Consider the following 12,508-nt stretch of genomic DNA (forward strand, 5'->3'; position numbering starts at 1 on the left):
CACACCGGTGTTCGCACTTCTCGTGGTGATCGGTCTTGCCATGGCCTTCACGTTCACCAACGGTTTCCACGACTCTGCCAACGCGATCGCGACCTCGGTGTCCACCCGCGCCCTGACGCTCCGCGCAGCGCTGGCGATGGCCGCCGTCGGCAACCTGGTCGGCTCCTTCTTCGGCGCCAAGGTGGCCAGTACGGTCGGCTCCGGCATCATCGACCTCAAAGAGGGTCCGGACGCGCTGATGCTCGTCGGTTGCGCCCTCATCGGTGCCATCACCTGGAACCTCATCACCTGGTGGTTCGGCCTGCCGTCGTCCTCCTCGCATGCGCTGATCGGTGGCATGGTGGGCGCGGCCCTGGTCGCCGGGGTCACCGTGCTCTGGGCCGGCGTCGTGGAGAAGATCCTGCTGCCGATGGTGCTCTCGCCGCTCGCCGGCTTCGTGCTGGGTGCCGCGGCGATGCTGGCGATCATGTGGCTCTTCCGCAACGCCTCGCCGGCGATCACCGGCCGGCGGTTCCGGCACGCACAGACCGTGTCGGCCGCGATGATGGCGTTCGGTCACGGCATGCAGGACGCGGCCAAGACGATGGGCATCGTGGTCCTCGCGCTCGTCGTCGCCGGATACCAGGACGACTACTCGATCCCGTTGTGGTGCTTCCTTCTGACAGCTGTGGTCCTGGCCATCGGTACCGCCACCGGCGGCATGCGGATCATGCGCACGCTCGGACGCAAGATCATCGAACTCGACCCGCCGCAGGGCTTCGCCGCCGAGGCCACCGCCGCCTCGGTGCTCTACGTCGCCTCGGCCGGCCTGGGTGCACCCATCTCGACCACCCACGTGATCTCGTCGGCGATCATGGGCGTGGGGTCGACCAAGCGCACCAGCGCCGTACGGTGGGGCACCGCGGGCAATATGGCCGCCGCGTGGGTGACCACCTTCCCCGCGGCCGCCGCCTTCGCGGCTGCCACGTTCCTGCTCGCGAAGATGATCTTCTAGCTCTCAGGCCCGGATACCCGCCCGGAACTTCGGCACCCGCATGCCCACCTTGGTCCCGGCGCCCACGGCCGTCTCGACCACCAGTCCGTAATCGTTGCCGAACGCGGCCCGGAGGCGATGGTCGACGTTGGTGAGCCCGACGTGCGCACCCTCGCTGTGGTCGAGCGCGTCGAGTGCGCCGCTGCGCAGGAGTTCGGGATCCATGCCGACGCCGTCGTCCTCGACGGTGATGATGCAGTCGGTGCCCTCGTCGGCCGCGGTGATGGTGATGGTGCCGCCGCCCTTCGACGCGAGCCCGTGCCGGACCGCGTTCTCCACGAGCGGCTGCAGTGCGAGGAACGGCACGACGACGTTGAGGACCTCCGGCTCGACGTGCAGCCGCACGTCGAGTGAATTGCCAAAGCGGGCCCGTTCGAGGGTGAGGTAGCGGTCGATGTTGCGCAGCTCGTCGGCGAGCACGGTGTACTCGCCGCTCGCGCGGAACGAATAGCGCGTGAAATCGGCGAAGTCGAGGACGAGTTCGCGGGCACGGTCGGGGTCGGTGCGGACGAACGAGGCGATCGTGTTGAGGGCGTTGTAGATGAAGTGCGGGCTGATCTGCGCACGGAGCGCGAGCACCTCCGCCCGGTCCAGACGGGCGCGAGAGGCATCGAGTTCGGCCAGCTCGATCTGGCTCGACACGTAGCGCGCGACCTCGGCGACGGCCCCGAGCATGCCCGGGCCCGGACGGCGGGTCGTGGCCACGACGAGGACACCGACACCGACGTCGCTGGCGACGAGTGGCTGGGCGATGAGAGCTCGCACCGGCGACTCCGCGCCACACGGGTCGGACACCAGGACACGTCGCTGATCACCGGTCGCCGACGCCGCTGCTCGTGCGGCCTCCCGCAGCATGTCCGGGTCCCAGATCTCGTCGTCGTCCGGATCGTGGGCGAGCCGCCGTGGCTCGTCGTCGAACAGGGCGACGGCGTCGGCAGAGGTCAGCGTGCGCAGATGGGGGAGGGCTTCGGCCGCCGACTCCTCGGTGAGCCCGGTGCGAAGCGACCGCGCCGCCAGTGACGCGGTGTGCAACGCCATGTGCACCGCGCGCTCGGTCGGCGTGGTGACCTGACGCCGCGTTCGGACCAGCGCGACGAGGCCGAGGATCATGATCAGCAGCAGGATCGACCCGACGATGGCCACTTCGCTCGACATGGTGTCACCCTAGTTGACACCGTAGGTCAAGAGAGGTTCATGCGGACGGCGTATGGGAACCGGCCGAGCCAGGTGTCGCGAATCGTGTTGAGGCGCGCGACGATACGCGACATCTACGGCGGGACTCGTTCAGTAGATGGCCCATTCGCCCTGCGCGTACCGCAGGATGCGCGGGTCCATCAGAGTCGACGGGGGAAGATCGAGCGGCTGCCGGTCGAGCGGGAAGACGGTCGCCGCGGTGAGCTGTTCCGCACTCAGGAACCGCAACGGCCCGGGGGCGTCGACGGTCGGGCTGATCGGCCCGTCGGCACCCGCGAGGTGGAAGCCCCAGTCGCCGAAAGCCGGGACGTCGACGTGGTACGGCGTGGCCGGGAGTCCGGCCGCCCGCATGGTGGAGGCGATGCACCAGAACGACTTCGGCGCGAAGTACGGCGAACCCGCCTGCACGACGACGCGTCCGTTCTCCGCGAGGTGCGCACGGACGAGAGCGTAGAACTCAGTCGAGTACAGCTTGGCGGTGGCGGAGTCGTCGGGATCGGGCATGTCGACGATGATCACGTCGAAACGACGGTCCGTCTGCCGCAACCAGGTGAAGGCGTCGGCGGTCACCACCTCGGCTCGACGATCGGTCATCGATCCCTGATTGAGTGAGGTGAGGCGGGAATCGGTGCGGGCCAGCCGGATCATCTCCGGGTCGAGTTCGACGAGGGTCACGTCCTGCGCGTCCGGGTAGCGGAGCACCTCACGCAGCGCGAGACCGTCGCCGCCACCGAGAACGAGCACCGAGGAGCGGTCACCCGACATCGCCGGATGAACGAGTGCCTCGTGATACCGGTGCTCGTCGATCGAGGAGAACTGGAGGTCGCCGTTGAGGAAGAGACGGGTGTCGGGGCCTGCACCGGTGGATCTCTCGGTGATCACGATGTCCTGGTAGGCGCTTCGGGCGGCGGACACGATCGGGTCGCGGTAGAGCGCCTGCCGGGCGGTCACCTCGAACCGGGTGGACAGCATCAGGCCGGCGACGAGCGCCGCGACCACCGCGAGCGCTCCGGCGGACAGCAGGACGAGCTGGTTGCGGTTCAGGGACTTCCGGAAGATGACGAACACCAGGAAGCAGCCCGCGGCGGCGTTGACGAGTCCGACCACGAGCGCCCCGCGCAGCTGACCGAACAACGGCAACAACAGGAACGGGAAGCAGAGACCGCCGATCAGCGCGCCGATGTAGTCGACGGCGAACATGTCCGCGACGGCCGCACCCGGTTCTTGGCGTCGGATCCGTTGCAGCAACACCATCAACAACGGGATCTCGGCCCCGATCAGCACGCCGAGGACGAAGGCCACCACGATGAGCGCCGGCGTGTAGAGCTCCAGGTAGGCGAAGGCGGCGTAGAGGGCCATCACCGACAGCCCGCCGAGGAGTGCGAGCAGCAACTCGATGACCGCGAAGGCGGTAACCGAGTGGGGTTGGAGCGGTTTCGCGGCGAGCGAGCCGACACCCATCGCGAACACCATCACCGCGAGGACGATCGACGCCTGCGTCGCGGTGTTGCCGATCAGGAAGGAGCCCAGCGACACCAGCGCCAGCTCGTACACCAGACCGCAGGCAGCGCAGACGAACACGACGGCCAGCAGGGCGGATCGCGCGAAACGCGGCCGCGCGGACAGCGGTTCGGTCGAGGTGTCGGTGAGTGTCACAGGAACTCGGCTGTCACAGGAGGACGGTCGTCACAGGATGGAAGCGGCGATGATGACGGCGACGCCGATGTGGGCGATGCCCTGCACCCACACCGCCGGATGGCTTTCCGGGTGCACCAGGATCTCGCCGAGCTTGCCGGGGGTGAGCGCGTCGATGACCAGGAAGGTCACGCCCATCACGACCAGGCCGATCGCCGAGTAGACCACCGTGTAGGTGAGGCCCTCGAGTAGGCGTCCCTCACTCGCGACGATTGCGGCGGTCACGATGATCGCGACGGCGAAGAGGTTGGAGCCGACCAGGATTCCCGCATTGCGGTTGCGCTCGGCCCAGAGCTGATGGCGCAGCTTGCCCGGGGTCAGCAGGTCGACGATCGCGAAGGACACGATCATCAGGATGACCCCGACACCCGCGTAAGCACCTGCGGCGTAGGCGTTCTCGGTCATGTCAGCGAGCATGGTCATCTCCGTGGGTTCGGGCCGTGGTTTCGGTCTGGGGGGATCGATCGCGAGAACTGGTGTCCGGGCGTCACTTGCCGCCACCTCCACTGCCGCCGCCGCGGTTGCTGCTACCGCCGCCGGAATAACCCGGCGTCGGAACCCAGAAGGCGCCGACGTAGTTGTGGTACCGGTTGTAGCCCGACCGGTAGTCACGGCTCAGCATCACGCGGGTCTGGTTGGCGGCGTAGGGGAACAGGGCGACCAGGTAGTCGGGGTACTGGAGGAACTGGGTGCCCGCGACATTGCCCGTTCCCGACGCGCCGGCGCGCTGATCGGTGGGGCGTTCGGCGTCGCGAATGTCATCGGCCACCTCGGCGGGGGTGCCGTCGGCGACGTAGGCGTCCACGTCCCCCTCGTCGAGGGCGGTGTTGCGTTCGTAGTTCTGGGAGATGAAGTCGCGCGCCGCCCCGCCCAGCCCGCCGCCACGTAGGGCACGGGCACCGCATGCGCCGAGCAGCGCGAAGATCGTGATCACCACGATGACGCCGATGATGATGTTGCGGATGCGGTTGAGCCCGCGGCGCGGGTCGGGTGCCGGCTCATCCGGCGACGGGGGTGGGTAGGTCATGCGCGCGCGGCCCCGCGGTTGATCACGCTGCTCGTGATGACCACCTCACCGGCCTGCGGGTACGTGTGCCAGGTGTGCCACGAGATCTCCTCGGACGACGAGTAGGAGACGATCGCGGTCACCGCGTGGGGGTCGCCGGGGAACGCCCCCATCACGCTCGGGTTCCCCGTCGCCATCTGTTCGGTGACGCGCACACCGAGTTGTTCGACGAGTGTGGCCAGCTGATCGTCGGTGGCCCGCTCAACGCGGGAGCTGAAGTGATAGCCGCTCTCCTGAAAGGTCTCGGGCAGCGCCGAGGTCACGTCGGGCAGGCATGCGACGGTCTCACAGATGCGTTGGGCGCCGTCGTCGACGACGACCTGATGGCTCGCGCCCAGCAGGCGGACCGACACCGTGATGCCGTCGATCTCCCCGTCCTCCCGGGCGAGAGGCTCCTGCAGCGGGGCGTCGAGTGAGAAGCCGAGCTGTGCGGCGCTCGTGTCGGCGTATGCGACGAGAAGTTCGGCGATGGGCTGTTCTGACATGTGTCTCGCAGTCCTTCGTGACTCAGAGCGTCTCGGGAGACGGGTTGCTGGGGAAGATGCGGTAATCGGCGCGCGTGAGGAGCTCGCCGCGCGCGCATTCCCAGCCGCTGCCGTAGTCCTCGAACGACAACCGGTCGTTGCCGGCCTGGTAATCGTGGTAAGCCATCCGGCCCGACGCCGCGACGCCGGTGGTGCCCGCGGAGGTGAACCGGGCGCTGCCGGCTTCCTCGGAGTGATAGCGGCGGCCGTCGACCTCGACCGTCTCGGGTCCGGGTTGGATCGCGACGCCGGACAGTTCATGCCAAAGCACGACCTCGAGGTCGGGATCGTCCTCGACCGAGATCCAGGCCTTGCCGCCGAGTCCCGTGTCGAGGAAGTTCTCGGTCCAGACGTACCCGTCCTGGGTCAGCCGCACGGTGCCGCGGACCGCATAGGTCTCGCCGCGTAGCTCGACGAGGTCGCCCGGCTTCAGTTGGCGTGGGTCGCCATAGACGGAGTCGTCGTCGGCCGAGGAGAACGGGTCGCCGGGTCGGTACGTGCGGTTGCGGAGAGCGTCCGCCTCGGCCTGCCGGGCCTTGCGATTGCCCAGGAAGTTGAAGATGACGACCACCGCGATGATCGCGAGCAGTGCCACCACGATGATCAGCAGGAACTCCACTTCGCCGACACTATCCGGATACCGGGGTGCCGTCAGCCGAGTTCGGCGAGGTGAATGACGCCGAGGTGAAAGACGCCGAGGTGAATGACGCCGCTACCACTCCGTGCGCCTGCAACCTTGCACTCGGCAGGGGCGAGTGCTAAAACGGACGTTGGCACTCGCGAGCTGTGAGTGCCAGGTCGGGACGGTGAGATCGGTACCGAATGACACACCGGTCGTCCGTCGCGGGCACCGAGTTCCGGCCCTACGAACCTAGTGTCACCCCCTTCGGAGGATCACTTACCCATGGCCAAGCAAATCGCGTTCGACGAAGAGGCCCGTCGCGGCCTCGAGCGGGGCCTCAACAGCCTCGCCGACGCCGTCAAGGTGACGTTGGGACCCAAGGGTCGCAACGTCGTTCTGGAGAAGAAGTGGGGCGCCCCCACGATCACCAACGATGGTGTTTCCATCGCCAAGGAGATCGAGCTGGAGGATCCCTACGAGAAGATCGGCGCCGAGCTGGTCAAGGAAGTCGCCAAGAAGACCGACGATGTCGCGGGCGACGGCACCACCACCGCCACCGTCCTGGCCCAGGCTCTCGTCCGTGAGGGTCTGCGCAACGTCGCTGCCGGCGCCAACCCGCTGGGTCTGAAGCGCGGCATCGAGAAGGCCGTCGAGGCTGTCACCGAGTCGCTGCTGAAGAGCGCCAAGGAGGTCGAGACCAAGGAGCAGATCGCTGCTACCGCGGGCATCTCGGCCGGCGACTCCTCGATCGGCGAGCTCATCGCCGAGGCGATGGACAAGGTCGGCAAGGAAGGCGTCATCACGGTCGAGGAGTCCAACACCTTCGGCCTGCAGCTCGAGCTCACCGAGGGCATGCGCTTCGACAAGGGCTACATCTCGGGCTACTTCGTCACCGACGCCGACCGCCAGGAAGCCGTCCTCGACGACCCGTACATCCTGCTCGTCTCGGGCAAGGTCTCGACCATCAAGGACCTCCTGCCGCTGCTGGAGAAGGTCATCCAGGCCGGCAAGCCGCTGCTGATCATCGCCGAGGACGTCGAGGGCGAAGCCCTCTCGACCCTGGTCGTCAACAAGCTCAAGGGCACCTTCAAGTCCGTCGCCGTCAAGGCTCCGGGCTTCGGTGACCGCCGCAAGGCCATGCTGGCCGACATCGCCATCCTCACCGGTGGCGAGGTCATCAGCGAAGAGGTCGGTCTGTCCCTCGAGGGCGCCGGCGTCGAGCTGCTCGGTACCGCTCGCAAGGTCGTCGTCACCAAGGACGAGACCACCATCGTCGAGGGCGCGGGCGATCCCGACGCCATCGCCGGTCGCGTGGCCCAGATCCGTGGCGAGATCGAGAACAGCGACTCCGACTACGACCGTGAGAAGCTGCAGGAGCGTCTGGCCAAGCTGGCCGGCGGTGTTGCGGTCATCAAGGCGGGCGCGGCCACCGAGGTCGAGCTCAAGGAGCGCAAGCACCGCATCGAAGATGCCGTGCGCAACGCCAAGGCCGCCGTCGAAGAGGGCATCGTCGCCGGTGGTGGCGTGGCCCTGCTGCAGTCGGAGCCGGCCATCGACGCACTCTCGCTGGAGGGTGACGAGGCCACCGGCGCCAACATCGTCCGCGTCGCTCTCTCGGCTCCGGCCAAGCAGATCGCCGTCAACGCCGGCCTCGAGCCGGGCGTCGTCGCCGACAAGGTCCTGAACTCGCCCACCGGCACCGGCCTCAACGCCGCCACCGGTGAGTACGAGGACCTGCTGGCCGCCGGCATCAACGACCCGGTGAAGGTCACCCGCTCGGCGCTGCAGAACGCAGCCTCGATCGCGGCTCTGTTCCTCACCACCGAGGCCGTCGTCGCCGACAAGCCGGAGAAGAACGCTGCACCGGCCATGCCGGGCGCCGACGAGATGGGCGGCATGGGCTTCTGATCCGGAACCCCTAGCTACACCAGCTCCACATCTCCACGGACCGGCCCACTCCCTTTCGGAGTGGGCCGGTTTCGTGTTTCCGCCGTCCGCCGGAATGGCGCGCAGCCCCGCCGAGACGTTCACCCAGGTCCTGGAGAAGGTGCACGACGGCTGATCCTCGTGTGCGAACAGCCGGGTTTGGGTAAGGCACTGTCGATGCAGACGTTCCTGCCCTACCCGGACTTCCGGCGGTCCGCCGAGGCCCTCGACCCCGCGCGGCTCGGTAAGCAGCGGGTGGAGACGCTGCAGATCCTGCGTGCCCTGGAGCTGTTCGACTACGGCTGGGGCAACCACCCTGCGGTCACCATGTGGCGCGGCCACACTCCCGCACTCGTCTCCTACGGTCTCGCCTTCGTCGACGTCTGGCGTCGTGAGGGACGTGCGGACACGACGGCCGCGATGATCGCCGAGTTCGCCCCGGAGGCAGTGGACGCGTCCCAGTCGGATCTCGCCGACGCCGGACTGATGCCGCCCTGGCTGGGCGACGAGCGCCTCCATCGCAGCCACCGATCGGCGCTGCTGCGCAAAGACCCCGACTTCTACGTCGCCGAGTTCGGCGACGTGCCCGACGATCTCCCGTACTTCTGGCCGGAGCCGCCGGAACCGGCGCCCGACCGGAATGATCGCGGTCGCACGGTGTGGATCATCCGGCCGTCGTCGAAAGAGCAGTTCGATGAGTTCCGGCGGAGCGACATGGTCGGTCTCGGTACAGAATCCGGTATCGATGTCGATGCCGCGACGGCCACCGCCGACGGTTTGCGCGCCCTGCTCAAGGAGTGCAGCCCAGGACGGCGACCGGGTAAGGACCTCCGCGTACTCGCGTCCTTCGTCGACGACCTGGCCCCCGGTGACGAGGTGGCGATCGTCGATCCCGACGACCCGACCACGCTCGAGCTCGGGGTCGTGGAGAGCGACTACGCGTTCACTCGGCGCGGAAAGACTCTCACTCCACATCGGCGGCGTGTCCGGTGGACCGGCCCACTGGCACGTGGGTCTGTACTCCCACCCGCGCTCCTCCAGAACCCGCGGGCGATGTTTCCGGTGTCAGTCACCACCGATGGGGTTCCGGACTGGGAAAAGGGTCGTCCATCTGGTTGAATTCAGCGCTTGTCATGGCTAATCGCCCTTTTGCAGAACGCTATCCCGCTTCTCCCGAACGACAATTCGTGTCCGGTCTCCGACATATAGCGGACGCATGCGACGATGTTGAGTATCGTCCGTCGTATCCGGATCGATTCCTATTCGTTCGTATTCCGTTGTCGAGACCGTGGCGCGGTTGAAGTCTGCCGGAGGGACACAGATGTCTGCTGTTGGCGGTGATTGCCACCGGCGCCTGACCGTTGCGCTGGTCTCGATCTTGACAACCGTTGTCGCCCTTGCCATACCGGCGACTGCGTCGGCTGACGACGGGGTGCGGACGGCCCGGGTGGAGCGGTTGACCGAAGCTGTCGAGCAAGGTCGTGTCCTCGACCTCACCGTGCATTCGGCGGCGATGAAACGTGATGTCCCGATCCGCGTGCTGGTTCCCGAGAACACGTCGACACCTCGCCCCACACTCTATTTGCTGAATGGCGCCGGGGGCGGCGAGGGGAACGGCCATTGGTTCGAGCAGACCGATATCGTCGACTTCGTCGATGACAAGAATGTCAACATCGTCGTCCCCATGCGCGGTGCCTACAGCTATTACACCGATTGGGGTGCGGGTCGACCCGGTCCTCGGGCGCAACAAATGGACCACCTTTCTGACCAAGGAACTCCCGCCGGTGATCGACGACGAACTCAACACCACCGGGGTCAACGCCATCGCGGGTATCTCGATGGCGGGCACATCGGTCCTGAGCCTCGCCGAGGCCGCTCCCCATCTCTACACCGCGGTCGCGTCGTACAGCGGCTGTGCGGAAACGAGCACCAACATCGGCCGACTGGCGATCCAGGCGGTGGTCGAACTCCGCGGTGGCGGTGACATGACCAACATCTGGGGGCCGATCGGATCGCCGGCGTGGCGGGAGCACGACCCGGTGGTCAACGCCGGCAAGCTCCGCGGGAAGTCCATCTACATCAGTTCGGGCACCGGCCTGCCCGGTCCGCACGATCGGCTCACCGGCGCGGGGATCAGTGGCGACACCGTCATCTACGCCGATCAGATAGCGGTGGGCGGTGCAATCGAGGCGGCGACATATCACTGCACGCGCAATCTCGAGCGCCGGCTCGGTCAACTCGGCATCCCCGCGACGTTCGACTACGAGCCCGGGACGCATTCGTGGCCGTATTGGCAGGACCAGCTGGCCAAGTCGTGGCCGATGCTCGAGCGTGCTCTGACCCGCTGATCGACCGGCTGGACGCCGGTGAGGCGTGTTCATCTGCGACGATGGGTCGCGTGACAGTGACACCCGGCGCGCCGAGCCCGATCGGCAGCCTCCCGAATCTGCGTGACCTCGGCGGCTGGCGGACCGCCGACGGGCGAGTGGTGCGCTCCGGGCTGCTGTTCCGGTCGACGGACTTCTCGTCGCTCGCCGACTCCGACTTCGCCGCGCTCGAGGCGCTCGGCCTCCGCACGGTGTATGACCTCCGTTCGGTGCACGAGCGGGAGGCCATCCCGGACCCGTCCCTGCCCGACGCCACCGAGGTCGGGCTGGATGTCCTCGCCGATGCCCAGATGTCGATCCCGGCCAACATCGGTGCCGTACTCGCGGATCCGGCCGTGGTCGCCCAGGCCGACCAGGTCCTGGCCGGCGGTAAGGCGCGCGAGATGATCGCGGGCACCTACCGCGAGATGATCACCCTGCCGAGTGCCACCGCCGCCTATTCGGAGTTCTATCGCGGCCTTCTCGGCGACGCACCGGGTCCGATCCTCTTCCATTGCACGACCGGCAAGGACCGCACCGGCTGGGCAGCCGCCGCGTTCCTCACCCTGGTCGGGGTGGGGAAGGAGGACGTCTATCGCGATTACCTGCTCACCAACGAGCGGCTCATCCCGGCGTTGAAGCCCATCTTCGACGGTTTCGCGGCCGCGGGCGGCGACCCGCAGCTACTCGTCGGCGTGCTCGGCGTCGACGCGGGTTACCTCGACGCAGCCTTCGACGAGGTGCGGACCCGGTTCGGCGGGATCGAGGGGTATTTCAGCGAGGCGCTCGGCATCGGTACCCGCGAGCAGGACAAGATCCGCGAGCGTTTCCTCGTCGAGGGCTGATCGGGTCTACCGGAAGACGATGCACGTGGTCGTGCCGTGCGCGACCAGTTTCCCGTCGTCGGAGTACACCTTGCCCTCGGCGGTGGCCGTGGTGCGTCCGGCGTGGATGACGGTGCCGACGCCGGTCAGCTCACCGGCGTCGACGGCGACGGTCCGGATGTAGTTCACCTTCAGCTCGAGAGTGGTGTAACCGACGCCGGCCGGCAGCGTCGTGTGGACGGCGCAGCCCATGACCGAGTCGAGCAACGTGGCACAGACGCCGCCGTGCACGGTGCCGAGCGGATTGGCGAAGTCGGGCTGCGGGGTCACTGCGAAGGTCACGGTGCCCTCCTCGATCTCCTTGGGAACCATTCCCAGCAGTCGGCCGATACTCGGTCGATCGGTGCCGGCCCCGCCCGCCTGCCAGGCGCGCAGCAGTTCCAGCCCCGACATGGCGGTGGGATCCAGGGTGGACTCGGTGTAAGTCGTCATGACTATGCATGGTTGCATAGAATCCGGAGATTATGAAGACCTGCATACCTGCTCGGGCGCGCCTCTCGGGCGGTCGGGCTATGTATAGTTGCATAGGCCACCCGGGGCGAGATGAAGGAGCAGGTCATGGCGCTGCATTCCGCCGAATCCGTCATCTCCGGATCGGATGAGCGTGGTCCACGGGAACGGATGATCGTCCACGCCGCGGACCTGATCGGCCGCGACGGTGTCGCCGCGACCTCGATCGGCGACGTCATCTCCGCGAGCGCCGCCCCTCGCGGGTCCATCTATCACCACTTTCCCGGCGGCAAGACCCAGCTCATGACCGAGGCGGTCCGATACGCGGGGGACTTCATCGCCGAGCGGCTCGCGCGGCGGGCAACCCTCACCCCGGCCGAGACCGTTCGAGAGATCGGCGGCGTCTGGCGGCGCATGCTGGTCAACACCGACTACCAGTTCGGCTGCCCGGTCATCGCCGGCGGACTGGCGCGGCGGGGCGAGCCCGAGGTGGCCGACGCCGCCGCCGAGATCCTCCGCCGCTGGGCGGATCTCATCACCGCCCGGCTCGTCGTCGACGGTGTGGACAGTGAACGCGCCGATTCGCTGGCGAACCTGGTCGTGGCCGCCATCGAGGGAGCGGTCGCACTGTGCCAGACGCAGCGCAGCGTCGAACCGCTCGATCGCGTCATCGACGAGTTGGCCGCGCTCTGCGATGCGGCGGTCCACCGGTAGGCGCTTGTCACCCTTAGCCGTTGGCTTGTGGCGA

At 67.5% G+C, this 12,508-nt stretch carries 12 protein-coding genes and 1 pseudogene; 6 read left to right on the plus strand and 7 right to left on the minus strand.

Annotated elements, in window-relative coordinates; translation table 11 throughout:
• The first annotated feature begins 7 nt into the window (after positions 1–7).
• Positions 8–994 carry an inorganic phosphate transporter gene (locus RVF83_RS08705; RefSeq protein WP_005199077.1) on the plus strand — a complete coding sequence of 329 codons (987 nt, stop codon included), beginning with the start codon at positions 8–10 and terminating at the stop codon, positions 992–994.
• A 3-nt stretch (positions 995–997) separates the two neighbouring features.
• On the opposite strand, the gene RVF83_RS08710 is transcribed toward RVF83_RS08705, so the two are convergent.
• The 6 genes from RVF83_RS08710 to RVF83_RS08735 all read right to left on the minus strand — a co-directional run bounded on the left by RVF83_RS08710 (position 998) and on the right by RVF83_RS08735 (position 6,131).
• The gene (locus RVF83_RS08710) at positions 998–2,188 is read right to left on the minus strand and encodes a sensor histidine kinase (protein WP_005199076.1); all 1,191 of its coding nucleotides are present in this window, start codon (positions 2,186–2,188) and stop codon (positions 998–1,000) included.
• 129 nt (positions 2,189–2,317) lie between these two features.
• Entirely contained in the window at positions 2,318–3,883 is a 1,566-nt protein-coding gene (locus RVF83_RS08715; protein WP_005199075.1) for a polyamine aminopropyltransferase, read from the minus strand.
• A 30-nt stretch (positions 3,884–3,913) separates the two neighbouring features.
• Positions 3,914–4,339: a DUF350 domain-containing protein gene (locus tag RVF83_RS08720; RefSeq protein WP_005199074.1), complete on the minus strand. Its 426-nt coding sequence runs from the start codon at positions 4,337–4,339 to the stop codon at positions 3,914–3,916.
• Positions 4,340–4,409: 70 nt separating this feature from the next.
• Positions 4,410–4,949: a DUF4247 domain-containing protein gene (locus RVF83_RS08725; RefSeq protein WP_005199073.1), complete on the minus strand. Its 540-nt coding sequence runs from the start codon at positions 4,947–4,949 to the stop codon at positions 4,410–4,412.
• Positions 4,946–5,473, minus strand: a complete 528-nt coding sequence (locus RVF83_RS08730) for a DUF2617 family protein (RefSeq protein ID WP_005199072.1) — start codon at positions 5,471–5,473, stop codon at positions 4,946–4,948. The genes RVF83_RS08725 and RVF83_RS08730 overlap by 4 nt, the downstream gene beginning before the upstream one ends.
• A gap of 22 nt (positions 5,474–5,495) precedes the next feature.
• Complete coding sequence (locus RVF83_RS08735; protein WP_005199071.1) at positions 5,496–6,131, minus strand: DUF4178 domain-containing protein; 636 nt, start codon at positions 6,129–6,131, stop codon at positions 5,496–5,498.
• Between the two features lie 285 nt (positions 6,132–6,416).
• Between RVF83_RS08735 and groL the strand changes: the two genes are divergently transcribed.
• The 4 genes and pseudogenes from groL to RVF83_RS08755 all read left to right on the plus strand — a co-directional run bounded on the left by groL (position 6,417) and on the right by RVF83_RS08755 (position 11,271).
• Positions 6,417–8,042 carry a chaperonin GroEL gene (gene groL / locus RVF83_RS08740; RefSeq protein WP_005199070.1) on the plus strand — a complete coding sequence of 542 codons (1,626 nt, stop codon included), beginning with the start codon at positions 6,417–6,419 and terminating at the stop codon, positions 8,040–8,042.
• 195 nt (positions 8,043–8,237) lie between these two features.
• Positions 8,238–9,179 carry an MSMEG_6728 family protein gene (locus RVF83_RS08745; RefSeq protein ID WP_168432578.1) on the plus strand — a complete coding sequence of 314 codons (942 nt, stop codon included), beginning with the start codon at positions 8,238–8,240 and terminating at the stop codon, positions 9,177–9,179.
• Between the two features lie 202 nt (positions 9,180–9,381).
• Positions 9,382–10,408 (plus strand): annotated as a pseudogene (locus RVF83_RS08750) (alpha/beta hydrolase).
• A gap of 50 nt (positions 10,409–10,458) precedes the next feature.
• Positions 10,459–11,271: a tyrosine-protein phosphatase gene (locus RVF83_RS08755; RefSeq protein WP_005200354.1), complete on the plus strand. Its 813-nt coding sequence runs from the start codon at positions 10,459–10,461 to the stop codon at positions 11,269–11,271.
• Between the two features lie 6 nt (positions 11,272–11,277).
• Here the strand turns inward: RVF83_RS08755 and RVF83_RS08760 are convergent, their stop codons facing one another.
• Positions 11,278–11,760 (minus strand): PaaI family thioesterase, encoded by a 483-nt coding sequence (locus RVF83_RS08760; RefSeq protein ID WP_005200353.1) that lies wholly within the window; start codon positions 11,758–11,760, stop codon positions 11,278–11,280.
• A 108-nt stretch (positions 11,761–11,868) separates the two neighbouring features.
• Here RVF83_RS08760 and RVF83_RS08765 point away from each other — a divergent pair, with 108 nt between their 5' ends.
• Complete coding sequence (locus RVF83_RS08765) at positions 11,869–12,474, plus strand: TetR/AcrR family transcriptional regulator (RefSeq protein WP_005200352.1); 606 nt, start codon at positions 11,869–11,871, stop codon at positions 12,472–12,474.
• Positions 12,475–12,508: the final 34 nt, after the last annotated feature.

This window comes from Gordonia rubripertincta, assembly GCF_038024875.1.
In the GTDB taxonomy this organism is placed as follows: Bacteria; Actinomycetota; Actinomycetes; order Mycobacteriales; family Mycobacteriaceae; genus Gordonia; species Gordonia rubripertincta.